A 24,065-nucleotide genomic window follows, 5' to 3' on the forward strand; every position below is an offset into this window, starting at 1 on the left:
ATAGTCCCGGCAAACTGGCATCGAAATACATAGCCAGTCTGCGATACTGGCTTTATGTCCGGTCAACTCTCAGCCTCAGCCCTCGCCCGTCTCCTTGGCAGGTGGCAGGCAGGTGCCGCCCCGGCGTATCGCGAGCTTGCTGACGTCGTACGCCTCCTCATCCTGGATGGCCGGGTCCCGCTGGATAATGCCCTTCCCGGCGAGCGCCCGCTGGCCGAAACCCTCGGCATCAGCCGGACCACCGTTACGGCGGCTTACGCACAACTGCGTGAGCAGGGCTTTCTCAGCAGCGGCCAGGGCGCAAAAGGCCGTACCCGCCTGCCCCGCTCACCGGAAGCCGCAGCCGTTCCGGGAATCAATGCCCCGGATGGAGTCCTCGACCTGGCGTACGCCGCCCTGCCCGCCAGCGGCGAGGCGGTGCACCGCGCATTTGCTTCAGCATTGACCGAACTCCCGGCCCTGCTGCCCGGTTTTGGCTACGAGGTCCAGGGAATGCTGGGGCTTAGGGAAGCCATTGCGGAGCGCTATACCGCGGCCGGTGTGGCTACAGAGGCGGACGCAATTCTTGTGACGTCGGGGGCGCAGCATGCGCTGAACGTTGTCCTCCGTGCCCTGATCACCCGGGCCAGCGGACGCCAGGACAAGGTGCTTGTGGACCACCCGAGCTACCCGAACGCCCTGGACGCGATCCGGAATTCCGGCGCCCGGGCCGTGCCGGTCCCCCTTCCGGCGGCACCGGGCAGTTGGGATATTGAGGCCTGGGAATCTGCGCTCGAACAACACCGCCCCACCATCGCGTACGTCATTGCGGACTTTCACAACCCAACAGGGCGCCTGATGCCAGATGACCAGCGTCGCCGGCTGGTGAGGGCAGCGGCCCGAACCGGCACGGTTCTGATCGCTGATGAGACGCTGCGGGAGCTGAACCTGGACGGGACTCCCAGCCTGCCGATGGCTGCGTTCGGCCCGGGCGTGGTGTCCATCGGTTCGCTGAGCAAGTCACACTGGGGCGGGCTGCGGACAGGATGGATCCGTGCCAGCGCAGACCTCATCAGTCGCTTCGCGCCGGCCCGGAGCAGCATTGACCTGGGTGGGCCCGTGATGGAGCAGTTGGCTGCCGCACACCTGGTTCGAACACTTGACCAGCCACTGCCGGACCGGCTGCAATCGCTGCACGGAAACAGGGCGGCCTTGCTGGAGTTGCTGGGCAAGGAACTGCCGGACTGGACACCAGAAATTCCCGACGGCGGACTATCGGTTTGGTGCCGGCTGCCGGGCCCGATCAGCACCTCCCTGGCCCTGGTCGCTCCGGAGTTCGGCATCCGGTTGGCGGCCGGCCCGCGATTTGGACTAGGGGGAAGCTACCAAAGTCATCTGCGTATCCCGTTTACGCTGCCTCCGGAGCGGCTTCGGGTTGCTGTCCTGGCACTGTGTGCGGCTCAGGAACGGCTGGCGGCAGCTCCCCGGTTGCGGAGGGAGCTCCGGGACTCGCCTGTCAACGCGATCGCCTGACTTGTTCTTTCGCGCCGACTCCCCCAATAGTTGCCGGCGCGAAAGAATGCACTGCTCGCGGTAAGCCTTTCGGCTCCGCCATACCCCGCCCGGAAGGGCCGAAGGTTTTATAACGCAGTTACGAAACAATGTAGTGAAACAATGCAGAGTATGGCAAGACCAGTGGTCCACGACGAGGCACTCCGTCAGCGCCTGCTGAACGTCACTGCCCAGCTGGTGGATCGGGAAGGCCCGGACAGGGTCACTATGCGGGACATCGCCGCCGCCGCAGGCACATCAACATCAGCTATCTACTCCTTGTTCGGCGGCAGGCCCCAGCTATTAACCGCGGTGGTGGACTACGGATTCCGGTCCTTCCACGCTTCCCAGGAAGCGGCAGGTAAACAAGGCCTGAAAGCTCTTGGTCGGGCGTACCGGCAATGGGCGCTGGAGCATGACTCTCTCTACAGGCTGATGTTCGGTGGCGGCATGGCCGCTTACGCAGGCGGAGAATCGGGCGCGGAGCCGGCTGAGGCGGTATCTGTGGACGCCATGGCGCCGTTGGTCAGCGCGGTCACCGCGGCTCAGGCCGAAGGGCTCCTCGGCCCCTACAACGTGATGTTGATCGCCACAGCCTTCTGGGGCCAGGTCCACGGGCTGGTCAGCCTTGAGCTGGCCCGCGGCGCCTCAATGCCCATCGACTGGGAAGGGCTTTACGACGCCACCCTGGATGCCGGCATCCGCGGCTGGGCACCCCGGGCCGGGTGAACCGGGCCCGCAGTTTGCACCACTCGTGCCGCGCTGCCGGCCCTTCAGCACCAACCCGAGTGCCGCCGTCGAACTTTCCGCCCCTGCCCAATGGTTCGGCGGCCCGCACCGATTCGATGGTTCCCGGCCCGTTCGATGGCCCGAACCATCGTATGGGCAGGGAACCATCGAAATGGCGAGGAAGCGCGGCCATCCGCCGGCATCCGCGGCTGGGGACCGCGGCTGGGCACCCAGGGCTGGGCACCCAGGGCTGGGTGAACCGGGCGGTGAGGGAAAGCGGGCAGCAAGTAGAATGGACCGGTGATGCAATCCCCCCTCCCCGTGCGCGACGGCGTGAATGCGACCCGCCTGCGCCTTCCGGAGGACGGCCCCTGGATCACCGCAATCGACTACATGATGCACCGCTGGGGCCACATCGATCCGCAAGGCATTGAGGACAGGTTCGACGCCGGCGAAATTGTTGGCGAGGGCGGCGTCCCCCTGGACCGGACTACCAAGCTCCAGGACCACACCTTCATCTGGTACTACAGAAGCCTGCCGCCGGAGGACCGCATCCCGGTGGAGCTGAACATCCTGCATCAGGACCAGCACCTCCTGGTAGTGGACAAGCCGCACTTCCTGCCCACCACCCCGGGCGGCACCTACATCCAGGAATCGGCGCTGGTGCGGCTGCGCAACCAACTGGGCCTGCCGGACCTGATTCCCATGCACCGCCTGGACCGGATGACCGCAGGCATCCTGCTCCTCTCCACCAACCCGGAAACCCGCGGCAGGTACCAGGTCTTGTTCGAGAAACGGCAGGTCCAAAAAGAGTACGAGTGCGTGTCCGCAGCCGACCCTGCGCCCGGGTATCCCGCCGTCGAGTTTCCCGTGGTAGTGCGGAACCGGATGACCAAGTCCCGCAGCTACCTCTTGGCCGAGGTGATCGAGGGCGAACCGAACGCGGAGACCCGCATCGAACGCCTGGAAACGTTCGACGGCGGAACGCCAGCAGGTGATGCCGCGCACCCGCTCTCCGGGCGGAGGGCGCTGTACCGGCTCGAGCCGCATTCGGGCAAGACGCACCAGCTGCGGGTTCACATGGCGTCGCTGGGGCTGGGCATCGTCAACGACGCGTTTTATCCCCAGCTGCTGGACAAGGCGCCGGACGACTACTCCAAACCGCTCCAGCTTTTGGCCCGTGGCGTCCGCTTCGTCGATCCAATATCGGGCAAGCCGGTGGAATACCGGAGCCGGCTGCAGCTCAGTGAGGTTCCGCCCACACGGCGTTGAACGTTTCCTCCATTTCGGGGCTGAACAGCACAAACTCCACCAGCTCCAGGGAGGTTTTCGGGTGGGAGGCTGCATAAGCGCTCAGTGCGGCATGGGCTGCCTCAGCCACCTGGCGTCCGGTCCAGCCGTAGATCCCGCCGCCTATGGCCGGGAAGGCGATGGACCTGGCGCCCAGCGCATCTGCCACCCGCAGGCTTTCGCTGAAGCAGGAAACCAAGAGTGCTTTGTTGGTCTGGCCGGCATGCCGGTTGGGGCCCACGGTGTGGATGATCCAGCGCGCCGGCAGCCCAAATGCCGGCGTTGCCACGGCGGCCCCTGGCGCCAGTCCGTTCGGCAGGTCCGTGCCGCGAAGCTCCTTGCAGGCGGCCAGAAGCTGGGGCCCAGCAGCCCGGTGAATGGCGCCGTCCACACCGCCGCCCCCAAGCAGCGTGGAATTGGCCGCATTGACGATGGCGTCCACGGCCCTGGTAGTGATGTCGCCCTGCAGGATCCTGGTACGCATGTTCCAGTTTCCCACTGCCGGGCCCACAGCGACAGAAGTGGTCCCCGGCCGTACCGACCGGGGACCACCGTGGGGAAGGGATCCGCGCTGCTGCATTTGCGCTACAAGGCGCTGTGGCGTCCGCATGATGCCAACCGCCCTATCCGCAGCCTCTGCGTCCGGCGTCCCGTCCCTGCTTGTCAGGCGGCGTTGATCTGTTGCTGCCTGCCTTTCGTCTCGATCTCGATCCTGTGGGGCTGTGCCTGTTCGGCCACCGGGATCCGTATGGTCAGGACGCCGCCCTCGTATGAGGCCGTAACCTTCGCAACGTCCAGGGCTTCGCCCAGGACCAGCTGCCGGCTGAACACGCCGCGGGGACGTTCGGAAGCGAGCAGCTCGGTGTCTTCGCCGACTGGATCCTTCCGTTCGGCGCGCACCGTGAGAACATTCTTTTCAACATCCAGGTCAACCGAATCGATGTCCACGCCGGGCAGATCCAGTGCAACAACAAATTCATTCCCCTCACGCCAGGCGTCCATCGGCATCACTGCGGGCCGTGCCGCCGTGCCCATGACCTGCTGGGCGATCCGGTCGAACTGGCGGAACGGGTCGTTCAACATCAACATCGCATACCTCCTATGATCATCTGACCGCCGGATGTATATCGGCTGATATAGATTAAATAGCACCACGGGCCCGCTATCGCAAGAGGTTTTCTACCTGGTGTTGATACCGGTTCCGCCGTCAAAAAGAGATGATGGCGGGTTGGCGATGGCAGGTGACGTGGGTCCCATAAAGTGCGGTACGTTATGCGCATGGACGTTGGCAGCGTTGACCTCTGGGGGGCCGCGATCTATTTCTGGATCATCCCCGCAGTGCTCGGCGACGCCATCTTTCCGCCCATCCCGTCCGAGCTGGTGGTGATCACCGGCGGAGCACTCTCTGCCGAAGGCGGGGCCAACGTTTTCCTCGTTTTAGCCCTGGCCGCAGTGGCCTCCTGGATCGGCGACATCGTGGTCTTCCAGCTGTTCAAACGCCGCCTCAGCTACGTGCTGGACCGTTGGCGGTGGGGCCGGAAAGTCCACGCCAGCATCCATCTGGCCATCGCCAAAGCCGGCCGCTCCTCCACTTACGGCACCATCATAGGAGCGCGCTTCATCCCGGGCGGACGGCTTGCGACGTCGGCTGCCGCAGGCATCGGTGAGGTCACCACCCGAGGCTTCAGCCTCTGCGCCGGCCTCGGTGCCCTGTTGTGGGCGTGCTGGCTGGTCGGCCTGGGCTATGTCACCGGCTCCACCACCGGCCTGCCGTTCTGGGCCAGCTCCCTCATCGGTGTAGCCCTGGGGCTGGTGGTGGGTGCCGCCGTCGGCATCATTGTCACCCGACGGCGCGGCACCCGCTCGCCCGTGGACGAACCCGGCACCGCGGCGCAGACTGATTCCTAGACCGGTGCCCAGCGTCCGCGGTTCCGGCGCAACACCATCAGCGAACCGGTCAGGGCAACACGTTCGACGGCGTCACGCATCATCGCTGCCGACTCCAGGGCCTGCTGGTTCTCACCGCTGTACTCGGTGGCCTCCACGAGGAAGCGCAGGTTCAGCTGGGGCACGCCACCGGCAATGTCCAGCTGGTTGGACTCAACGTGGTGCCGGGTTTCAAGGGCCTCCACGGCGGCAGCCATCACGGATTCGGGCGGGTTGCCGGGCAACAGCCCGGTGATCTTGAGACGGGTCTGAAACGAAGGCATGTCACCACCCTAACCACAAACGCACGGCCAGAATTGCCCGCCACCGCCGGGCGGGAACCCTACCCGGTGTTGCGCAGTCCTGCCGCCACGCCGTTGACGGTGATAAGCATGGCCCGCTGCAGCCGCTCGTCGATCTCACCGCCGGAGATCGTGGCCTCGGAGCTGGGAGCAGCGGTCTCCCGGATACGGCGGAGCAGTTCCACCTGCAAATAGCTGATGGGATCGAGGTACTGGTCGCGGACTTCGAGGGAGCGCTTCAGGGTAGGCTGCGCGTCGAGCAGGATGTTCTCACCTGTCAGGGCCTGGACTTCGCGGACCGTCAGCTCGTACTCCTCACGGATGGCCTTGAAGATATGGTGCAGCTCGGCAGGAACCAGCGTGGAAACGTAGTATCCAGCGATGTCCATGTCCGTCTTGGCCAGCGTCATTTCGACGTTGGACAGCACCGACTGGAAGAAGTGCCATCCTTCCATCATCTCGACCAGCTGCTCGGAGCTGCCTGCTTCCCGGGCCGCTTTAAGCCCGGACCCCACGCCGAACCAGCCCGGCACAATCTGGCGTGACTGGGTCCAGCCGAACACCCACGGAATGGCGCGCAGGCCACCAAGGCCCGCTCCGGAATCGGGGCGCTTGGACGGCCGCGAGCCGATGTTCAGGGAACCAAGCTGCTCCACCGGCGTGGAAGCCAGGAAGTAGGCAGGAAGGTCGGGGTGGTCAACCAGACTGCGGTACCGGTCAAAGGCGGCATCAGAAATGACTTCCATCACGTGGCCGTAGCGCACGCGCTGGTCCTCGGACGTCCGCGGGCTGCGGTGCAGGGCCGAACCCTGGAGCACCGCGGCCAGGGAGAGCTCCAGATTTTCACGGGCAAGCTCCGGCAACGAGTACTTGTCCGAAATGACCTCACCCTGTTCGGTGAACTTGATCTCACCTTCCAGGACGCCGTTGGGCTGGGCCATGATGGCCTCATAGGTTGGTCCGCCGCCCCGGCCCACGGAACCGCCGCGGCCATGGAACAAGCGCACCCGTACACCGTGCTTTGCGGCAACGTCGCGGAGCTTCCGCTGGGTTTTGTGGATTTCCCACTGGCTGGTCATGACGCCGGACTCCTTATTGGAGTCCGAGTAACCGAGCATGACTTCCTGCACGTCTCCGCGCAGGCGCACCAGGTCCCGGTAGGCCGGAACGGAGAGCAGCTGGTCCACGATCTCGGCAGAGGCCCGCAACTCCTCCACGGTTTCCAGCAGCGGCGCAAAGCCGATCTTGGCCCAGGGAGACTCGCCGAACAGGTTAACCAGCCCGGCCTCCCGGGCCAGAACAGCGGCAGCCAGCACGTCGTCGGCGCCACGGGTCATCGAAATGATGTACGTCTCGATGACGTCGGGGCCGTAGGTCCTCAGCGCACGTCGGATCTCACGGAAGACGTCGTAGGTGCCGTCCGCAGCGCCGTCGAGCTTGATCGGGTGGCCCGAGAGCGGCCGGCGGGACGCGAGCTCGGAACCGAGCACGTCGAACCGTTCGCTGCGGCTGAGCTCGGCGTAGCGCAGCCCGGGACCGCCCAGCCGGTCCATGAGCTGGCCGACGGCGTCGTGGTGCTGGTCGGCGTGCTCACGGATATCAAGCGTGGCCAGGTGCAGCCCGAAGGAGGCAACAGCACGCTGAACCCGGGCGAGGGCGCCGTCCGCAGCCAATACGCCCGAGTGGTTGCGCAGGGAGGCTTCCAGCAGCGCCAGGTCCGCCAGGAGTTCCGGCGCGCCGTTGTAGTCGCGGCCGTGCTCATGCGAGGAGTTATTGGCCACCCGTTTGCCGGTGTTGATGAGCTTGGCCTTGATGCAGGTGAGCTTTAGCCGGTAGGGCTCCTGCGCGTTGAGTTCAAGGACCCGGCGGTCCAGTCCGGGCAGGTTGATGAGGTCCTCGTCGATGGAGGCCTGCAGTTCGGCATCCACCCCGGACAACGCCGTGGAGTTGGACAGGATAGTGATGAGTTCATCGATCATGCCGATGTTCAGGCGGATGGCCTGCTGGTTTTGGATCTGCAGGATTTCCCTGGTGACCGCGGCCGTCACGTTGGGGTTCCCGTCGCGGTCACCGCCGATCCAGGAGCCGAAGCGAATGGGCGCCGCCTTGCCCGCCAGGCTCACGCCCTGCTCCGCCAGGAGCTCGGAGAAGTCGTCCAGCATTTCGGGCATGGCGTCCGTGAGGATGTTGCCAAGGTAGTAGATCGCGTTGCGGGCCTCATCCACGGGAGTTGGCCGAACCTGGCGAAGCTCGTCGGTCTGCCACATCTGATCGATGATCTCCGCGAGTTCGCGGTCCTGTCGGCGCCAGGCCGAAGATCCTTCCGCTGCAGGCCTGGCCAGAATGTCGGAGAGCCTGCGGATCTTGTCCAGGACCGAGCGGCGCGATGCCTCGGTGGGGTGTGCGGTGAAAACGGGCCGCACGTCCAGCGAATCAACCACGTCCTGCAAGGCTCCGGGACCGGCCTTGTCGGCGATGTCCGCCACGGCCTTGGCCAGCCAACCGTCTTTTTCCTCCCGGGTCCGCAGCCCGCGCACCCGGTGCACCTGCTCCGCCGCGTTGGCGAGGTGGAAGTAGAAGGCGAAGGCGCGGACCAGGTCTGTTGCCTGCTCAAGTGGCAGGGAGGCGAGCAATTCGCGGACCTGGGCCACGACGTCGTGCGCGCTCCACGGGCCGGTGGCATCGGCGCCGCCCCGGGCGGCTTCCTTGGACTCCTTGGTCAGGAGCCGGACCTGCTCCACCAGCTCAAGGAGCTCCGGACCGTGCTGGCGGACCAGGGATTCGCCCAGCAGCGTGGACACCCGGCGGACGTCGGCGCGGAGCTCGGCAGCCAGGTGGGTGTCAAGGTCAATGCCCTTGTTGAATGCAGTGTGAGCCATGGAAGCTTCTTTCGAAGGTTTGGACTTGGGCCCGTACACTGCGCTGGATACTGTGAGCCACGTTACTGCTTAATGATGTTACCGGCACCGGGGCTGTACTTAGGAATTTGTGTCAAAAGTGACTGCACCGCGCTGAGCTGCCATTGCCATCAGGCGCTGCTTTCCAAATTAGCAGCGGTGCCCGTGCCAGATAAGGGCCGGTGGGATGTGCTGGAATGAACAGCATGCGGCCGCGGTTGTACCCAGGCACAGAGGCAATGGAGGGCCACATGAGCACCAACACCAATCAACGGCTTGAGCGCTTGCAGCGTTTCCGCAGCAGCCGGAACCGTGCCCTCGCTGCCCCTCACGGCTGGCTGACCCTCACCTCCTTCCAGTGGCTGGAAGACTCTCCTTCCGCCGTCGACTTTGCCCCTGGACTTTGGTTTACGGATGGCACGACGGCGGCACTCACCGCCGTTTCCGAGGACGGACTGACGCTTGTGGAGAGCGGAACGCCGGTCAGCGGAAAAGTGACAGCGACTTTGCTGGATGAGGAATCGCTGCTGTGGGTGCAGTACGGCGGCACGGACGGGACACAGGTGCAGGTGGAACTGGCCATGCGGGCCGGCAAGTACGCCATCCGTACCAGGGATGCCGGCTCACCGGTGTTCACGGAGTTCGACGGCGTTCCCACCTTCGATTTCGACCCCGCCTGGGAAATCACCGGGCGCTTTGAGCCATATCCCGAACCGGTCGACGTACCGATCGCCACGGCCAACCCGCTGGTGGACGGGCTGCACCGCTCAGTAGGTGAGGTGGTTTTCCGGATTCCAGGAATCGGGCACGAGCTGCGGCTGCAGGCTGAGGAAGAAAAACTGGGCGCCCTCAACGTCACGTTCCATGATGAAACAAATGGCATCAGCACCGACGAATGGCGCAAGGTTCTCATTCCACGGCCCCGCCCGGACGGCTCCGTCGTTATCGATTTCAACCGCGCCATCAATTACCCCAGCGCATTCACTCCCTACGGGACCTGCCCCATGCCCGTCCGAGGGAATTCATTGGACGTAGAAGTAAAAGCCGGCGAGAAACTGCCGCGCTAATTCAGCGGTTAATTTCCTGCTCAATTCGCTGGTTATTCCCGTTCCGGTTCCACCGGTAACGGCGGATGAGGTCAGCCGCCGCCAGCAGGCCCGCGATCGGGGTAAGAACAGCTATCAGGTAGACGAACAACATCCACATCAATGTAGTTATGGGCAGGTTCCGGTCATTGAGCATGGACAGCCCGCCGGTCAGCGCCACCACCCAGAAAAGGACCACTCCCGCGAGCACCGCGGCTGCAGGGAAGTACTCGCTCCTGACAATCTTCCTGACCGTTTCCATCCTTGCCTCCTGCCTGCTGTCTGCGCGGGAAGAACCGCTCATTCAGTATGCAACCGGCAGCGGAAGAAAAGCAGCGACACACCCCGGGGCGTGATGAAGATAACGCCCACCCGCACGGTAAGCGTTTACCGACGAACAATCCGCGGCTAAAAATCATTCTTTTACGTAATGGCCGAGGTACCCGTTATTTCCCGCCCCACAATCAGCGAATTTATTTCGAAGGTACCTTCGTACGTGTAAATAGCCTCAGCGTCGGAGAATATCCGGGCCATCCGGTAGTCGCTGAGAATTCCATTGCCGCCCAGGATGGACCGGCCCATGCCCACACTGCGGCGCATCAGGGCGCTGGTGTAGGACTTCGCCAGCGCCACCTGCGCCATATCCGCCCCGCCGTCTTCCTGAAGCGCCGAAATCCGCACCATCATGCCCATCGAGGCCACGGCGTTTCCCAGCATGTCCACCAGCTGCTGCTGGATCAGCTGGAACTTGGCCAGCGGCCTGCCGAACTGCTGGCGGCCCACCGCGTACTCCCGGGCGACGTCGAAGGCCGCCAGCTGCTGCCCGACTGCCTGCCAGCCCACCATGATCCGCGATGCCCGCAACAGCTCCTTGGTGTCCTCGAAGCTGCTGATCCCGGCCAGCCTGTCCCGCTCCTCGATTTTGACACCCTCGAACCGGAGGTCCGCGTTCTGGACGGTCCGCAGCGCCACTTTGTTCTCGATCCGGCTGCGGCTGACTCCCGGCAGGGTGGCGTCAAGGATGAACCCGCGCACCGAGCCGTCGGCCTCATCCCGCGCCCATACCAGCATGTAGTCGCAGAACGTCCCGTTGCCGATCCACCGTTTGGCACCGTTGAGCACCCAGTGGTCGGCGCCGGCGTCGGTAACACGGCGGACGCTGGTGGCCATGCCGCCGGCCACATCCGAACCATGATCAGGCTCAGTCAGCGCGAAGGCGCCGGTAATGCGCAACCGGGACGCGTCGTCGAGGAACCGCCCGCGTTGGTCCTCTGAACCGAAGCGGTGCAACGCCTCCACGAAGAGATCGTGGTGAACCAGGAAAAAGGTGGCGATGGACGTATCCGTCCTCGTCATTTCGGCAATGACCAGCCCCGCGAAAAGCTGGCTGTAGCCCCTGTGAACCGGTGTGCTGAGTTCCAGGGCGGCCAGTTTCGGCAGGATATGGGCGGGGAACTCGGCCTTGTTCCACCACTCTCCGGCGAACGGAGCGATCTCCGAGGCCAGGAATTCCCGCAGCTCCGCCAACTTGCGCCGCTCCTCTTCACTGAGCAGCGATTCGAAGGCGAAGAAATCCGGGCCCGGGAGCGTGTGCGGCGGTTTCGGTGCGGATACGGTTGCGGGAAAGTCCGACGGCGGCTGGGTCACTTGGGTGCCATCCTGATGGCACCATCAAGGCGGATGGTTTCGCCGTTGAGCATGGCGTTGTCCACGATGTGCGCCACGAGTTTTGCGTACTCAACCGGAAGCCCCAGGCGCGAGGGATGCGGCACCTGCTTGCCGAGGGATTCCTGCGCCTCGGCCGGCAGCCCTGCCAGCATGGGCGTCTCAAAGAGGCCCGGCGCGATGGTGACCACCCGGATCTGCGAGCGCGCCAGCTCTCGGGCGATCGGCAACGTCATGGCGGCGACGGCACCCTTTGACGCGGAGTAGGCGGCCTGCCCGATCTGGCCGTCAAAGGCAGCCACGGACGCGGTATTGATAATCACACCGCGTTCGAAGTCTCCGGGGCGGGTGTCACTGCCGGATGTGCCCGGGTAGGACAGCACCGGCTCAGTAAGGGCCATGGCTTCGGCAGCCAACCGGATCACGTTGAAGGTGCCCACCAGGTTGATCTGGATGACCCGGTTGAACGTCGCCAGCGGCAGCACCCCGTCGCGCCCCATTACCTTGCCGGGTGTGGCAATCCCCGCGCAATTCACCACGATCCGGAGCGGACCCAGCGCTGCGGCAGCCTCGACGGCACCGCGCACATCGTTCTCGCTGGTGACATCCGCTGGGACAAATACGGCCTGCGCCGTGGTGGGATTCCCATTCGTCAGGGAAGCGGCCGCCTCAGCACCCGCACTGCCGGGGAGGTCAACCAGCACCACGGAAGCTCCGGCGTCGAACAGCATCCTGGCGGTGGCGGCACCCAATCCGGACGCCCCACCCGTAACCAGCGCTACAGCTCCTGCTACGTCCATACATCCTCCTTGATGCGGAACCGGCCGGTAGGCCTTAGTTAACGCATGCTAACTGAAATTCATGTCCGGCGCACCCTCCAGCCCTCACGGCGATAGGCTGGCCGAATGACCTGGCCGGATACCACCACCATCGACTGGTCCGCGCGGGCAGATGAGGCCGCCCGCTCCGTGACACGAAGGTTCGGCCGGAAGCTGCTGTTCCTGCCCGGCACCCACATCGCGGTTACTGCCTGGCCCGCAGGGAACCGGAACCGGCCGCTCCCCTGGCATTACTGGTGGCAGGCGCACTACCTGGACTGCCTGGTGGACGCCGGCCGGCGCGAACTGGATCGTGGGGCTGCGCCACGGGACCGTTTTGACGGCCCCGATAACCCGAGTGCCGGACGGCTGGCCTCACGGCTCCTTAGGGGTATCCGACTGCGCAACCTGCTCACTTTCGTCAACAATTACTACGACGACATGGCCTGGCTGGCCCTGGCTGCGCTGCGCCTCGACGGCCTGGCTGCGGCCGCCGGCAAACGGGGCCGCCGCCGCTATGCCAAAGTCCAGCGCAGCCTTACTCCGCAGTTCATAGCGGCTTCCACCGACGACCTGGGCGGCGGCACCTTTTGGAGCACCAAGCGGGACTTCAAGAACACGCCGGCCACCGCCCCCGTGGCCCTCTATTTTGCCCGCACCGGCCAGCAGCAGCGGGCACGGGCCTTGGCGGACTGGCTCGATTCCACACTGTTCGACGCCGGACGCGGCCTTTACCTTGACGGCGTGCGGCTGGGAGGGGATGGCCAGATCCAGGTAGAAGGCAACGTATACACCTACAACCAGGGTCCCGTTCTGGGCGCGCTGCTGGAGCTAGGCGGGGCACGCAACCTGGAACGGGCAGTGGAGGTGATTGCCGCCGTCGAACGCCACCTCACGGTGCGCCCAGGCGCCACAAAGGTGCTCCGCTGCGACGGCACCGGCGACCGCGGGCTGTTCACTGGAATCCTCTGCCGCTACCTGGCCCTCGCCGCCCGCGACCAGCGAATACCCCGTGCGTGGCGCAGCACCGCCGGGCGGCTGATCCTGGACACCGCGGACGCCTTCTGGGCCGGCAGCCGCAGCTCACCCGAAGCCAGGGAAGAACGTGTTTTCGCCATCCACGCCACCGGCACAGCCGACGAGGATTACCCGCCAGGTTCCGCCGTCGAGCTTTCCACGCAGCTCCAGGCGTGGATGGTCCTGGAGGCCGCCGCTACGCTTCGCGCTTGAATTAGAGAACGCAATAGTTACGTAATGCACGTGATCCTCATCACTTAAAGTGAATCCCTCTAGGTGGCTTAGGGATGCCTAACCTAAAGTTCATTTCGAATGAGCCGACACCCCCACTTCCCTTCGGCTCATCGGACCAAGTCCATTCGAGAAAGCAGTCCCCATGAAGCTCCCCAAGAATGCGCTGGCCGGTGTCGCACTGGCCGCCACCGCAGCCCTGGCACTGACCGCCTGCGGCGGTAGCGCAACCCCAGCAGCCACCACCCCCGCGTCCGCACCGTCAGCGTCGGCCAGCAGTGCCAGCGGTGAGATCACCGTGTACAACGCGCAGCACGAAAGCCTGACCCAGGAATGGATCGACGCGTTCACCGCCGAGACCGGCATCAAGGTGACCATGCGCCAGGGCAAGGACACGGAGCTGTCCAATCAGATCATCCAGGAGGGCGACGCGTCCCCCGCTGACGTTTTCCTGACCGAGAACTCTCCCGCGATGACGCAGGTTGAGAACGCCGGCCTGTTCGCCGACGTCGATGCCGCCACCCAGGAGCAGGTTCCCGAAGAGTACCGTCCCAGCACCGGAAAGTGGACCGGCATTGCCGCCCGCTCCACCGTCCTGATGTACGACCCCGCGAAGATCAGCGAGGACCAGCTTCCGGAGTCGATGCTGGATTTGGCCAAGCCGGAGTGGAAGGGCAAGTGGGCTGCATCCCCCACCGGAGCCGACTTCCAGGCGATCGTTTCCGCACTGCTGGAACTGGAGGGCGAGGAAGCCACCAAGACCTGGCTGGCCGGGATGAAGGAAAATTCCACGGCGCACAAGGGAAACAGTGCCGCCATGAAGGCAGTCAACGCCGGTGAAGTGGATGCCGCTCTGATTTACCACTACTACTACTACGGCGATCAGGCCAAGACCGGCGAGAATTCCAACAACGTCAAGCCTTACTACTTCAAGAACCAGGATCCGGGCGCCTTTGTGTCCATCTCCGGCGGCGGTGTCCTGAAGACCTCGAAGAATGCTGAGGCTGCACAGGCCTTCCTGAAGTTCATAACCGGCAAGAAGGGCCAGGAGGTCCTGCAGAAGGGTGACTCCTTCGAGTACGCCATCGCGTCCGACGTTCCTGCGAACGAGTTGCTGGTTCCGCTGCCTGAGCTGCAGGCTCCGGTCGTGGACCCCGCCAAGCTCAACTCGGAAAAGGTCACCGAGCTCATGACCGAGGCAGGACTGCTGTAATTTCGTGACCACTGATCTATCGGCTCCCCGCGGGAAGGATTCCGTCACAGGGAGCACGACGACGGCGGGCAGGGGCAAGCGCCCCCGCCCGCCTTTCGGCGTTTCCACGGTGTCCCTGCTGGCGGTGCTGATCGCAGCATTCGCACTGATTCCGCTCGGGTACGTCGTCTATATGACGGCGGTAACCGGCTGGGACACCGCCGTCGGACTGATTGTCCGGCCCCGGGTGGGCGAACTGCTCCTCAACACCATCCTGCTCACCGTCATCACCGTTCCCCTGTGCCTGGTGCTGGGCGTGGGCGGAGCCTGGCTGGTGGAACGGACCGCTCTTGCGGGCGCTCGTGTGTGGGCTGTATTGCTGGCCGCGCCGCTGGCCATTCCGGCGTTTGTCAACAGCTACGCCTGGGTTTCCGCCGTGCCGTCGCTGAACGGACTGGGCTCCGGAGTCCTCATCGCCACGCTCTCCTATTTCCCCCTGGTCTACATTCCGGCCGCCGCCACCCTCAGCCGGCTGGACCCGGCCATCGAACAGTCCGCGGCGGCGCTGGGGCTGGGCAACTGGCGGGTCTTTTTCCGTGTGGTACTCCCCCAGCTCCGCGTTGCCATGACAGGCGGCGCGCTCCTGGTGGCGCTGCATCTGCTGGCCGAATACGGCGCCTTCGCCATGATCCGCTTCGATACCTTCACGACGGCGATCATGGTCCAGTTCCAGTCCACCTTCAACGGCAGCGCCGGCAACATGCTGGCCAGCGTCCTGGTGTTCCTCTGCCTGATTTTGCTCGTCCTGGAGGTCCGCAGCAGGGGAAACGCCCGCTACGCCAGGATCGGCTCCGGCGCCCAGGCCCGGGCGCTCCGGCTTCCCCTGCATGCCTTCCGCGTTCCGGCACAGCTGTCCCTGCTGGCGCTGGCGGTTCTTTCCGTGGGACTGCCCGTGTTCCAGGTGCTGCGCTGGATCATGGCCGGCGGGGCGGAGATCTGGACGGCCGACGAATTCCTGCCGGCCCTCCTGCAGACCCTCTGGTACGGACTCGCCGGCGCACTGGTGACCACCGTCGTCGCGTTCCCCATGGCGTACCTGGCCGTCCGGCACCCGGGGTGGTTCAGTAAAACCCTGGAACTGTCCAACTACATCACCAGCTCGCTGCCGGGAATCGTCGTCGGGCTGGCGTTTGTGACCGTCAGTATCCGGGCCGTACCCGCCTTGTACCAAAGCAGCGCGGTGCTCATCGCCGCGTACGTGCTGCTGTTCCTGCCGCGGGCTCTGGTGAGCCTCCGGGCGGGCCTGTCGCAGGCTCCCCGGGAACTTGATGAGGCCGCACGGGCTCTCGGGCGTCCTCCGCTGCATGCGTTCCTTGGTGTGACCCTTCGGCTGACCGCGCCCGCTGCCGCCGGCGGGGCCGCCCTGGTGTTCCTGGCGATCGTGAATGAACTCACCGCCACACTGCTGCTGGCTCCCAACGGCACCCGCACGCTTGCCACCGAGTTCTGGAGCAAGAGCAGCGAAATCGATTACGTGGCAGCCGCGCCGTATGCACTGCTGATGATCCTGCTCTCGGCACCCATGACCTACCTCCTCTTCCAGCAGTCCAAGAAAGTGGCCGGACAGTGACAGACCTAGCACCCTCCCGCGTACCCCTTCGGCCAGGACCGGGCACCACCGTGCCCTCCGCCCCCGGGTATCTTCAGATCTCGGCTGTGACGCGGAACTTCGGGTCACAGGCCGTGCTGCAAGGTATCGACCTCTCCATCGGCAAGGGCTCCACCACGGCCATTGTGGGGCCCTCCGGGTCCGGCAAGACCACCCTTCTGCGGTTGATCGCCGGCTTCGACGCCCCGGCCACCGGCTCCATCACACTGGACGGCGTCACCGTGGCGGGCGACGGCGGCTGGGTGCCGGCCCACAAACGGCACATCGGCTACGTAGCCCAGGACGGCGCACTCTTTCCGCACCTGACAGTTGGCCAGAACGTCGCGTTCGGGTTGGGCGGCCCCGGCTCGCGCCACGGACGCCACGGACGCCACGGGCGGAAAGACATCGACGGGCGCGTGGCAGAGCTGCTGGAGATGGTGTCGCTGGATCCGGCGATGGCCAGGCGGCGTCCGCATCAGCTGTCCGGCGGGCAGCAACAAAGGGTTGCCCTGGCCCGCGCCCTCGCCCGGGAGCCCGGCATCATGCTCCTGGACGAGCCGTTTTCCGCACTGGACGCCGGGTTGCGCGTGGCTACCCGGCGCGCCGTGGCAAAAGTGTTGGCGGAGGCCGGCATCACCACCATCCTGGTCACCCACGACCAGGCGGAGGCGTTGTCGTTCGCGGACCAGGTGGCCGTCATGCGCGGCGGCAGGCTGGCGCAGGTTGGCAACCCCTTTGTGGTGTACACACGCCCCGCTGACAGGGCTACCGCAGAGTTCCTGGGTGACGCCGTCGTTCTTGATGCCTGGATGGAAGGCTCCCTCGCTACCTGTTCGCTCGGTGGCATACCCGTCCGGAGGCCGCCTGCGCAGGGCCGCGTGCAGCTGATGCTGAGGCCCGAGCAGATCAGGATCGCGGAGGACTCGCCCATTCGCGGGGTGGTGCTGGATGCCGACTACTTCGGGCCCGAATCGACGGTGCGGATCCGCCTCATCGCGCCTCCGGAACTCCAGCAAGATCCGCGGTACCCGGGAGGCGGCGAGATCATCTCCATCCGGCACTGGAACGCCTCCATCGCGCGCCCCGGCAGTACTCTAAGCCTTCGCGTGGTGGGCGAGGGCGTGGCTTTTACCGCTTAGTCCGGCCCTGCGAGCTTTTTCTTCTGCGGAAACGGCGCCTCGCCGCGAGCCAGCATCTCCACAAATCCGGCGATTTTCCGGGCGCGGGTCTCTGGCCTCTTGACCGAGTTGGTGCGGTAGATCAGGGCGTAGCGGTTGACGCTGGTGAGGACGTCAAACATGGCCTGCGCCGCCGGGACCGCGGCTATAGCCGCGGCCAGGTCCTCCGGAACTTCCGCAGTAGCCTGCCCGGAATATGCAGCGTCCCAGCGGCCGTCGGCTTTGGCACTTTCGACGGCGGCACGGCCGGCGTCGGTCATCTTGCCTTCGGCTTCAAGCCGGGCTACATGGCCCACGTTGATCAGCGACCAAGGGCTCTTGGGCCCCCGGCGGGTCATCCTCCGAAAGCTGGTGTCGTCGTCGCGCTTTCTGGACTGGCCGTCGATCCAGCCGAAGCACAGGGCTTCATCCAGTGCGGCTTTGTAGTCCAGTTCCGTGGCCCGGCCGCCCTTCTTGTGCAATGCCAGCCACACTCCGGGGCTGGTGGCATGGTTCTCAGCCAGCCAGGCGCGCCACTCATGGGCGTCTCTCACCAGAAGTTCGGGCAATTCAATGGCCATGCAACACAGGCTACTCCCAGCCCCTGACACGAGCCGCGGAGCGCATTTATCCCGCCGCTCGGTGGGGCGGCCCGGCCTCATGGGGTAGAACTTAACCCATGAACGTTCGAACCCCCGACCCCAATCCAGGCTGGCTTTCGCAGGAGGACCTCTTCGAAGCCCGCGGACGGCTCCCCATGGTTTACGTGGAGGCGGTGCCCGTTAGGCTCGATCCCCTAGGGTTCGTCAACGAAGTGGGCACGCTGCTGCAAGGCGATCAGGATGGCAGCATGGTCCGCTCGCTCGTCTCCGGGCGGGTCCTGTACCGCGAGACCATCCGTGCGGCCCTGCTCCGGCACCTGGAAAAAGACCTCGGCCCATTGGCGTTCCCGCAGCTTCCTATCAGTCCGGTTCCCTTCACGGTTGCCGAATACTTTCCAGCGCCGTCGCAAACGGGCTTCACCGATGACCGCCAACACGCCGTGGCTCTGGCTTATGTTATTCCCGTGACCGGCGAGTGCGAGCCACGCCAGGACGCCCTTGAACTCACCTGGATGACCCCCGACGAGGTGCTCAGCGAAGGGGTCCAGCTGGAATTCGTTGGCGGCCGCGGCGCCCTTGTCCGGCAGGCATTGAGCTTTGCCGGAGTAGGCTTCTAGGCGCATCCGCCCGGCCCGCGTCCCCGAATTCCGGGGTGCCGCTTTGTAGACTGGTGGGCGGACCGCAAGAGAACCAAAGGATTTCCGATGACTCAAACCCCAGCCGAACCGCAATACCGGAACCAACAGGCTGGAACCCTGAGCGCAGGAGACCGCCTGCTTCTTCCGGATGCCGCCTCCAGCGCCGAGATCCACGAGTTCCATATCGACGCGGACGACTACGGCACCGCCGCAATCATCGTGGCAACCCTCGTGGATGGCCGCACCGTCCGGATAGCTGCAGGTTCCGAAGTCAAGATTGTCCAGGAAACGCACGACGGCGTGACTCCCCTTTTCACCAAGGGCAACCTTGATGGCAGTGAGGGTTCGCCTGCGCGACTGCCTGCCGAGGGGCAGGGCGGCGAGGCAGCCGCCACAGTGCCTCCCGCCGTCGTCATCCCCCCTCTTCCTGTGGCCGCTCCTGCAGTCCCGATCGCGACCGAGGAGGAACTGGCCCTGATTCCTGAGCCTGCCGGCACGCCGGAGTCCGTGGTTGAGTCCGTGGCGCAGAACCATCAGGATTCGATCGGCGTCCTGCTGCTGGCGGACAAGCTGGCCAAGGGGATCAACCCAAAATCGGGCAGTTGCCTTAAGGACCTCAGTGACCTTTCCCATGAGCTGTTCATTACGCTCAAGGACGGTGACGGCGCCCTGGCTGTGGCCGATCTACTCAACGTCCTGCCTTACGACGGGAACCCGGGACGCTGGGCCTCGGTGGAGGCGTCGCTTGCGCTGTCCAGCTACATCTGCAGGCAGAATGGGCAGCCGGAGCGGGCCGCCGTGTACGAGAAACTGCTCCGGAGCCCCGAATCCCGGGAAACTGACCCGTTCAAGGCGCGGATGAACGCCAAAGTCAGGCAGCGTTCACTCAACGAGCCCAATCTGTACGACAAGGAAATATTCCGTTCGATCGATAACTCCAACCACGATGCCGAACGTGAATGGCGGCTTCTCCGGCTGGAATCGTTGCTCTTCCTGCGTGCCCACGGTGGTTCAGAGACCTTCGGGGCCGGGGAGCTGGAGCGGCGGATTGCCAACGAACTTGAGGCCGTGCGGGCGTGATACCAGCCTCGGGTTGATGGGCCTGGTAAGGCCCGCCGTGCGGAGCGGCCGCCAATAGCTGGCAAACTGGAACGGTGCCAGCTGAACCTGTTTCGTCTTTTGCCCCTGCCTCCCCTTCTGTTCCTGCGTCCCCCGACGCCCGCGAGGCGTCACCGGAGGCGTCATTGCGGCAGTCGGAGTTTTCATTCACCGTAGGAACCAGGCTGTCCGAAAGCTGCACGCCGTCCGCTGCCCAGGTTGACGCCAATGGCGGAGAATTCCTTGGCCGCACGGGCACCATCACCACCCCGCACGGTGAGATCAGGACGCCGGCGTTCATCGCCGTCGGAACCAAAGCGACCGTCAAGTCCGTACTGCCGGAGTCCATGGCGGAGCTGGGCGCCCAGGCCCTCCTGGCCAACGCCTACCACCTGTATCTCCAGCCCGGCGCGGATATCCTTGATGAGGCCGGCGGGCTGGGCGCGTTCATGAACTGGCCCGGCCCCACCTTCACTGACTCCGGCGGGTTTCAGGTGATGAGCCTCGGTTCCGGCTTCAAGAAGGTCATCGACATGAAGTCCGTTGATGCTTCGGGACCCGATGACGCTGTGGCGCCCGGCAAGGAGCGCCTGGCCCATATTGACGACGACGGCGTCTGGTTCAAGTCGCACCTGAACGGTGACCGGCACCGATTCTCCCCCGAAATCTCCATGCAGGTCCAGCACCAGATCGGCGCGGACATCATGTTCGCCTTCGACGAGCTGACCACCCTGCAGAACTCCCGCGGCTACCAGGAAGAGTCGCTGGAGCGCACCCGCCTGTGGGCGCTGCGCTGCATCGAGGAGCACTTCCGGCTGACAGACGCGCGGGCGGGCAAGCCCTACCAGGCGTTGTTCGGTGTGATCCAAGGTGCCCAGTACGAGGACCTGCGCCGCAAGGCCTGCCGGGACCTGGGCGCCATGCCGTTTGACGGGTTCGGCATCGGCGGCGCGCTGGAGAAGGAAAACCTGGGAACGATTGTGCGCTGGTGCAATGAGGAACTTCCGGAGAACAAGCCGCGCCACCTGCTGGGCATCTCCGAACCGGACGATATTTTCACGGCCATCGAAAACGGCGCCGACACCTTTGACTGCGTCTCTCCAACCCGTGTTGCCCGTAATTCAGCGTTCTACACCCCTTTCGGTCGATTCAACCTCTCCGGAGCCAAGTACAAGCGCGATTTCGGCCCGCTGCAGGATGGTTGCGACTGCTACACCTGCACCAACTACTCCCGCGCCTATATCCACCACCTGTTCAAGGCCAAGGAGATGCTCTCCGCCACCCTGATCTCCATCCACAACGAGCGCTTCGTGGTGAAAATGGTGGACGACGCCCGCCTGGCCATCGAATCCGGCACCTTCTTCGAATTTAAGGCCCAGACCCTGGCGGATTACTACTCGTAGCATCCGAGGCGGGTGCCGCCGTCGGGCTCGCCTGAACGCTGCCAGCTCGCCGATTCGGCCCGGCAAGCTGGCACAGTTCCGGCGAGCTCGAGTTATGCACATAACGGCGACGGCACCTGGCGGCCGTTCGTAGGCTGTCCGAAGGTGGATGGATGACTGAGCCGAACCCGCCGCTGGTCCCGGAGCTACCGGAAACCGGCAATCTCTGGCGGACTGAACAACTGCATCAGCTGGGCCACACCTCTCGGTCCATCCGGCTGCTTCTGGGACAGCGGACGCTGGTACGGCTCCGCTACGGGTGTTACATCCGGGGTTCTCTGTGGGACAGGCAGTCCGCGGCCAGCCGCAGCAAGCAGCTGATCTTTGCACACGCCCACGGAACACTCACGACGTCCACGGGAGATTACGTGTACAGCCACACTTCTGCGGCCAGGCTTCACGACCTGTTCCTCTGGAATGCCGACGACATCATCCACATTCTGCTCAAGGTCTGCCCATCAAATGAGCGCCTCGGCAGCGACGTCCGGGGCCACACCAAACCCTTCACGGAGGATGACGTCGTGATGATTGACAAGTTACGGGTGACCAGCCTCGAGCGGACGGTTGTGGATTGCGCCATGATGCTGAGTTACAGGCAAGCACTGGTCCTGCTTGACCATGCACTCAGGCTGGGCGCAGACGTAGCCCTGCTGGAAGCTATGGCAGCCGAATTGCCAGGGCGACGAGGCATCAGAAATCTCCGGATGGTTCTGGCCAATGCTGACCCCAGGTCCGAGTCTGCCGGTGAGACGCTGACTCGCGAACTGCTACATCGGCTGAAGCTCCCCATGCCGGAGCTGCAGGTGGACGTGCAGAGCCGGAGTGGCCGTCACCGGCTGGACTTTGCCTGGAAGGAGAGGAAGACCGCGCTCGAATTCGACGGCAAGGTCAAATACTTTGCCTACCGGCCCACCCAGGAGGTGCTTTTCGAGGAGCGGCGCCGGGAAAAGGCACTGGCGGAGGAGGGCTGGTTCTTCATCCGTCTGGAATGGCGCGATCTCTTCCGCGAGCAGGAGCTGAAGAACCGCATCTTGGCCGCCCTCCGGCGGTAGCTCCGACGTCGGAAGCGCGTTTCCGCCTCCGGACTCGCGGGAAAGGGGCGGGCTCGCCGCAGCGCTACGGTGAGGTGGCAGCGTTCCGGCGAGCCCGGTGAATCAGCGGGACTGTCAGGAACTGACGACGCCGTAACTCGGCTCGCGCTTCTTGACCCACCCGATGAGCAGGGACGTTACGGGAACGAAGAGGAACTCCACGAGGGTCTTGTAGACGAAGCCCACCAGCACGTAGTTCAGGAATGTCGCGAAGTCGGTGATGCCAATGACTGACGCTGCGATGCTGCAAAAGATCAGCGTGTCCACGAATTCGCCGGCCCCTGAGGAACCCATCAGCCTCGCCCAAAGCGACTTCTCACCTGAACGGGCCTTCATCTTCACCAGGATCCAGGAATTGATGGTCTGGCCCGCCAGGAATGCCAGCAGCGACGCCAGCACAATCTGCGGTACCGGGCCAAGGGCTCCTTCGAGGGCGGCCTGCTTGGAGATGCCGAACTCGTCGTCAAAACCCGGCAGGGCGATGATGATCCAGAAACAGAGCGACGCGAACACCGACAGGGCGAACGTGGTGAAGATGGCCTTGCGGGCTACCTTGAAGCCGTAAACCTCGCTGATGACGTCGCCAAGGATGTAGGCCAAGGGGAACAGGAAGAAGCCGCCGTCAGTGATGATCGGCCCGATTGCAACGCCCTTGGACGCGCCGATGTTGGACAGGATCACCACCACGGCCATGACCGCCAGCATGATGCCAAAGTAGGGCGAGCCGATCGAGGCGAACTTGACACCGCTCCCGGCAGAAGCTGCACGGGCGGCAGCGGGTTCAGGGGCGGAGCCGGTGTTGACGGTTCGGGGCAGGGCGTCAGAGCCCGGGGATGAAGGCATGGGGAGTGTCCGTTCGTAGTGGTTCGCTCGGTACCCGGATCATCACGCGGCACCGGCTGTATTAGCACTGGTCGAACAATTCTCCCACGCGAGGCCAGTCAGTAATCCGAGGGTCTCCAATGGCAATATTTGAACATGTTCAGATATCTGCCATACTCGGTTCTGAACGTGTTCAAAAAGGGAGAAGTAAATGTCCAAGAGCGAACAGACCAGGCAACTGGTGGCAGGTGTGGCACTGCGAATGTTCCGCGAAACCGGCTTCGAGAAAACCACCATGCGCGCCATAGCGGCACAGGCGGGGGTATCTGTCGGCAACGCCTACTACTACTTCGCGTCCAAGGACGAACTGGTGCAGGAGTTGTACCGGCAGGTCCAGGACGAACACGCCGCACTCGCTGAAAAGGCACTGGCGGAGCAGGCAGTGGCAGGGAAGACTGACCTCGCTTCGCGGCTCAAGGCCACCCTCCATTCCGGCCTCGACGTTTTGACGCCCTATCACCAATTTGGCGCCGACTTCATTGCCACTGCCATCCGGCCGACGTCGGCAGTAAACCCCTTTTCCAGCGACTCCACCGAAGCGCGCGAGGCCTCGCTGGCCGTCTTCCGGAGAGCAGTCGAAGGTGCCAAACCACAGGTGCCGAAAAAGCTCCGGCCGGAACTTCCGGAACTCCTGTGGCTGGGCTACATGGGGATTGCACTCTTCTGGGTATACGACTCCTCCGAGGGCCAGCGCCGCACCCGCCGCCTGGTGGACGGAGCAGTTCCGCTGATGGCACGGGGGCTGTCACTGGCCCGGATCCCGGGCGTCGGCAAGCTCATCGACGAAGTACTGGAGCTCACCCGCAGCATCCGGAACTAGAC

23 protein-coding genes are annotated in these 24,065 nt (G+C 64.5%); 14 read left to right on the forward strand and 9 right to left on the reverse strand.

Going from position 1 to position 24,065, the window contains the following annotated elements; genetic code table 11:
• Positions 1 to 54: 54 nt before the first annotated feature.
• From yczR to AC50X5_RS06285, 3 genes are all read left to right on the forward strand, one after another.
• Positions 55 to 1,512 (forward strand): MocR-like transcription factor YczR, encoded by a 1,458-nt coding sequence (yczR, locus tag AC50X5_RS06275; RefSeq protein WP_494975268.1) that lies wholly within the window; start codon positions 55 to 57, stop codon positions 1,510 to 1,512.
• A gap of 150 nt (positions 1,513 to 1,662) precedes the next feature.
• Positions 1,663 to 2,259, forward strand: a complete 597-nt coding sequence (locus AC50X5_RS06280) for a TetR-like C-terminal domain-containing protein (RefSeq protein ID WP_494975269.1) — start codon at positions 1,663 to 1,665, stop codon at positions 2,257 to 2,259.
• Positions 2,260 to 2,562: 303 nt separating this feature from the next.
• Positions 2,563 to 3,531, forward strand: a complete 969-nt coding sequence (locus AC50X5_RS06285) for an RluA family pseudouridine synthase (RefSeq protein ID WP_494976045.1) — start codon at positions 2,563 to 2,565, stop codon at positions 3,529 to 3,531.
• On the opposite strand, the gene AC50X5_RS06290 is transcribed toward AC50X5_RS06285, so the two are convergent.
• Both AC50X5_RS06290 and AC50X5_RS06295 read right to left on the reverse strand, forming a co-directional pair.
• Positions 3,503 to 4,033, reverse strand: a complete 531-nt coding sequence (locus AC50X5_RS06290) for an O-acetyl-ADP-ribose deacetylase (protein WP_494975270.1) — start codon at positions 4,031 to 4,033, stop codon at positions 3,503 to 3,505. The two genes, AC50X5_RS06285 and AC50X5_RS06290, sit on opposite strands and share 29 nt — an antisense overlap.
• A gap of 179 nt (positions 4,034 to 4,212) precedes the next feature.
• On the reverse strand, positions 4,213 to 4,638 hold the full coding sequence (locus AC50X5_RS06295; protein WP_494975271.1) for an Hsp20/alpha crystallin family protein: 426 nt from the start codon (positions 4,636 to 4,638) through the stop codon (positions 4,213 to 4,215).
• Positions 4,639 to 4,827: 189 nt separating this feature from the next.
• On the opposite strand from AC50X5_RS06295, the gene AC50X5_RS06300 reads away from it, so the two are divergent.
• On the forward strand, positions 4,828 to 5,457 hold the full coding sequence (locus AC50X5_RS06300) for a DedA family protein (protein WP_494975272.1): 630 nt from the start codon (positions 4,828 to 4,830) through the stop codon (positions 5,455 to 5,457).
• On the opposite strand, the gene AC50X5_RS06305 is transcribed toward AC50X5_RS06300, so the two are convergent.
• Positions 5,454 to 5,759 (reverse strand): hypothetical protein, encoded by a 306-nt coding sequence (locus tag AC50X5_RS06305; RefSeq protein WP_463936811.1) that lies wholly within the window; start codon positions 5,757 to 5,759, stop codon positions 5,454 to 5,456. The two genes, AC50X5_RS06300 and AC50X5_RS06305, sit on opposite strands and share 4 nt — an antisense overlap.
• Before the next feature lie 59 nt (positions 5,760 to 5,818).
• Positions 5,819 to 8,656 (reverse strand): phosphoenolpyruvate carboxylase, encoded by a 2,838-nt coding sequence (gene ppc / locus AC50X5_RS06310; RefSeq protein WP_494975273.1) that lies wholly within the window; start codon positions 8,654 to 8,656, stop codon positions 5,819 to 5,821.
• A gap of 269 nt (positions 8,657 to 8,925) precedes the next feature.
• Between ppc and AC50X5_RS06315 the strand changes: the two genes are divergently transcribed.
• Positions 8,926 to 9,741, forward strand: a complete 816-nt coding sequence (locus AC50X5_RS06315; RefSeq protein ID WP_494975274.1) for a DUF1684 domain-containing protein — start codon at positions 8,926 to 8,928, stop codon at positions 9,739 to 9,741.
• A 1-nt stretch (position 9,742) separates the two neighbouring features.
• On the opposite strand, the gene AC50X5_RS06320 is transcribed toward AC50X5_RS06315, so the two are convergent.
• The 3 genes from AC50X5_RS06320 to AC50X5_RS06330 form a co-directional block, all read right to left on the reverse strand.
• Complete coding sequence (locus tag AC50X5_RS06320; protein WP_494975275.1) at positions 9,743 to 10,021, reverse strand: hypothetical protein; 279 nt, start codon at positions 10,019 to 10,021, stop codon at positions 9,743 to 9,745.
• A 161-nt stretch (positions 10,022 to 10,182) separates the two neighbouring features.
• Positions 10,183 to 11,406, reverse strand: a complete 1,224-nt coding sequence (locus AC50X5_RS06325) for an acyl-CoA dehydrogenase family protein (RefSeq protein ID WP_494975276.1) — start codon at positions 11,404 to 11,406, stop codon at positions 10,183 to 10,185.
• Positions 11,403 to 12,224: an SDR family NAD(P)-dependent oxidoreductase gene (locus tag AC50X5_RS06330; RefSeq protein ID WP_494975277.1), complete on the reverse strand. Its 822-nt coding sequence runs from the start codon at positions 12,222 to 12,224 to the stop codon at positions 11,403 to 11,405. The genes AC50X5_RS06325 and AC50X5_RS06330 overlap by 4 nt, the downstream gene beginning before the upstream one ends.
• 105 nt (positions 12,225 to 12,329) lie before the next feature.
• Here AC50X5_RS06330 and AC50X5_RS06335 point away from each other — a divergent pair, with 105 nt between their 5' ends.
• From AC50X5_RS06335 to AC50X5_RS06350, 4 genes are all read left to right on the forward strand, one after another.
• Positions 12,330 to 13,472, forward strand: a complete 1,143-nt coding sequence (locus AC50X5_RS06335; protein WP_494975278.1) for a glycoside hydrolase family 76 protein — start codon at positions 12,330 to 12,332, stop codon at positions 13,470 to 13,472.
• A gap of 163 nt (positions 13,473 to 13,635) precedes the next feature.
• On the forward strand, positions 13,636 to 14,703 hold the full coding sequence (locus AC50X5_RS06340; RefSeq protein WP_494975279.1) for an iron ABC transporter substrate-binding protein: 1,068 nt from the start codon (positions 13,636 to 13,638) through the stop codon (positions 14,701 to 14,703).
• Between the two features lie 4 nt (positions 14,704 to 14,707).
• The gene (locus AC50X5_RS06345; protein WP_494975280.1) at positions 14,708 to 16,312 is read left to right on the forward strand and encodes an ABC transporter permease; all 1,605 of its coding nucleotides are present in this window, start codon (positions 14,708 to 14,710) and stop codon (positions 16,310 to 16,312) included.
• A gap of 50 nt (positions 16,313 to 16,362) precedes the next feature.
• Positions 16,363 to 17,472: an ABC transporter ATP-binding protein gene (locus AC50X5_RS06350; protein WP_494975281.1), complete on the forward strand. Its 1,110-nt coding sequence runs from the start codon at positions 16,363 to 16,365 to the stop codon at positions 17,470 to 17,472.
• On the opposite strand, the gene AC50X5_RS06355 is transcribed toward AC50X5_RS06350, so the two are convergent.
• Positions 17,469 to 18,071, reverse strand: a complete 603-nt coding sequence (locus tag AC50X5_RS06355; protein WP_494975282.1) for a YdeI/OmpD-associated family protein — start codon at positions 18,069 to 18,071, stop codon at positions 17,469 to 17,471. The genes AC50X5_RS06350 and AC50X5_RS06355 overlap by 4 nt on opposite strands.
• Positions 18,072 to 18,169: 98 nt before the next feature.
• Between AC50X5_RS06355 and AC50X5_RS06360 the strand changes: the two genes are divergently transcribed.
• The 4 genes from AC50X5_RS06360 (at position 18,170) to AC50X5_RS06375 (ending at position 22,322) form a co-directional block, all read left to right on the forward strand.
• The gene (locus AC50X5_RS06360) at positions 18,170 to 18,709 is read left to right on the forward strand and encodes an NUDIX hydrolase family protein (protein WP_494975283.1); all 540 of its coding nucleotides are present in this window, start codon (positions 18,170 to 18,172) and stop codon (positions 18,707 to 18,709) included.
• A gap of 87 nt (positions 18,710 to 18,796) precedes the next feature.
• The gene (locus tag AC50X5_RS06365; RefSeq protein WP_494975284.1) at positions 18,797 to 19,810 is read left to right on the forward strand and encodes a DUF6707 family protein; all 1,014 of its coding nucleotides are present in this window, start codon (positions 18,797 to 18,799) and stop codon (positions 19,808 to 19,810) included.
• 164 nt (positions 19,811 to 19,974) lie between these two features.
• Positions 19,975 to 21,231: a tRNA guanosine(34) transglycosylase Tgt gene (tgt, locus tag AC50X5_RS06370; protein ID WP_494976046.1), complete on the forward strand. Its 1,257-nt coding sequence runs from the start codon at positions 19,975 to 19,977 to the stop codon at positions 21,229 to 21,231.
• A 152-nt stretch (positions 21,232 to 21,383) separates the two neighbouring features.
• Entirely contained in the window at positions 21,384 to 22,322 is a 939-nt protein-coding gene (locus AC50X5_RS06375; RefSeq protein WP_494975285.1) for a type IV toxin-antitoxin system AbiEi family antitoxin domain-containing protein, read from the forward strand.
• A 114-nt stretch (positions 22,323 to 22,436) separates the two neighbouring features.
• Here AC50X5_RS06375 and AC50X5_RS06380 read toward each other — a convergent pair whose 3' ends face one another.
• Positions 22,437 to 23,204: a queuosine precursor transporter gene (locus AC50X5_RS06380; protein WP_494975286.1), complete on the reverse strand. Its 768-nt coding sequence runs from the start codon at positions 23,202 to 23,204 to the stop codon at positions 22,437 to 22,439.
• A gap of 190 nt (positions 23,205 to 23,394) precedes the next feature.
• Between AC50X5_RS06380 and AC50X5_RS06385 the strand changes: the two genes are divergently transcribed.
• Positions 23,395 to 24,063, forward strand: coding sequence for a TetR/AcrR family transcriptional regulator (locus AC50X5_RS06385; protein WP_494975287.1), 669 nt, complete (start codon positions 23,395 to 23,397; stop codon positions 24,061 to 24,063).
• The last annotated feature ends 2 nt before the right edge of the window (positions 24,064 to 24,065 follow it).

Source organism: Pseudarthrobacter sp. MDT1-40-2, assembly GCF_059383595.1.

What these genes read in the sequence shown, in the direction of transcription:
- AC50X5_RS06320 (WP_494975275.1), bottom strand. Translation starts at nt 10,021, where the DNA reads ATGGAAACGGTCAGGAAGATTGTCAGGAGCGAGTACTTCCCTGCAGCC.
- AC50X5_RS06280 (WP_494975269.1), top strand. Translation starts at nt 1,663, where the DNA reads ATGGCAAGACCAGTGGTCCACGACGAGGCACTCCGTCAGCGCCTGCTG.
- AC50X5_RS06365 (WP_494975284.1), top strand. Translation starts at nt 18,797, where the DNA reads ATGACTCAAACCCCAGCCGAACCGCAATACCGGAACCAACAGGCTGGA.
- AC50X5_RS06290 (WP_494975270.1), bottom strand. Translation starts at nt 4,033, where the DNA reads ATGCGTACCAGGATCCTGCAGGGCGACATCACTACCAGGGCCGTGGAC.
- AC50X5_RS06360 (WP_494975283.1), top strand. Translation starts at nt 18,170, where the DNA reads ATGAACGTTCGAACCCCCGACCCCAATCCAGGCTGGCTTTCGCAGGAG.
- AC50X5_RS06385 (WP_494975287.1), top strand. Translation starts at nt 23,395, where the DNA reads ATGTCCAAGAGCGAACAGACCAGGCAACTGGTGGCAGGTGTGGCACTG.
- AC50X5_RS06335 (WP_494975278.1), top strand. Translation starts at nt 12,330, where the DNA reads ATGACCTGGCCGGATACCACCACCATCGACTGGTCCGCGCGGGCAGAT.
- AC50X5_RS06380 (WP_494975286.1), bottom strand. Translation starts at nt 23,204, where the DNA reads ATGCCTTCATCCCCGGGCTCTGACGCCCTGCCCCGAACCGTCAACACC.
- ppc (WP_494975273.1), bottom strand. Translation starts at nt 8,656, where the DNA reads ATGGCTCACACTGCATTCAACAAGGGCATTGACCTTGACACCCACCTG.
- AC50X5_RS06315 (WP_494975274.1), top strand. Translation starts at nt 8,926, where the DNA reads ATGAGCACCAACACCAATCAACGGCTTGAGCGCTTGCAGCGTTTCCGC.
- AC50X5_RS06340 (WP_494975279.1), top strand. Translation starts at nt 13,636, where the DNA reads ATGAAGCTCCCCAAGAATGCGCTGGCCGGTGTCGCACTGGCCGCCACC.
- AC50X5_RS06295 (WP_494975271.1), bottom strand. Translation starts at nt 4,638, where the DNA reads ATGTTGATGTTGAACGACCCGTTCCGCCAGTTCGACCGGATCGCCCAG.
- AC50X5_RS06330 (WP_494975277.1), bottom strand. Translation starts at nt 12,224, where the DNA reads ATGGACGTAGCAGGAGCTGTAGCGCTGGTTACGGGTGGGGCGTCCGGA.
- AC50X5_RS06375 (WP_494975285.1), top strand. Translation starts at nt 21,384, where the DNA reads ATGACTGAGCCGAACCCGCCGCTGGTCCCGGAGCTACCGGAAACCGGC.
- AC50X5_RS06285 (WP_494976045.1), top strand. Translation starts at nt 2,563, where the DNA reads ATGCAATCCCCCCTCCCCGTGCGCGACGGCGTGAATGCGACCCGCCTG.
- AC50X5_RS06355 (WP_494975282.1), bottom strand. Translation starts at nt 18,071, where the DNA reads ATGGCCATTGAATTGCCCGAACTTCTGGTGAGAGACGCCCATGAGTGG.
- yczR (WP_494975268.1), top strand. Translation starts at nt 55, where the DNA reads ATGTCCGGTCAACTCTCAGCCTCAGCCCTCGCCCGTCTCCTTGGCAGG.
- AC50X5_RS06305 (WP_463936811.1), bottom strand. Translation starts at nt 5,759, where the DNA reads ATGCCTTCGTTTCAGACCCGTCTCAAGATCACCGGGCTGTTGCCCGGC.
- AC50X5_RS06300 (WP_494975272.1), top strand. Translation starts at nt 4,828, where the DNA reads ATGGACGTTGGCAGCGTTGACCTCTGGGGGGCCGCGATCTATTTCTGG.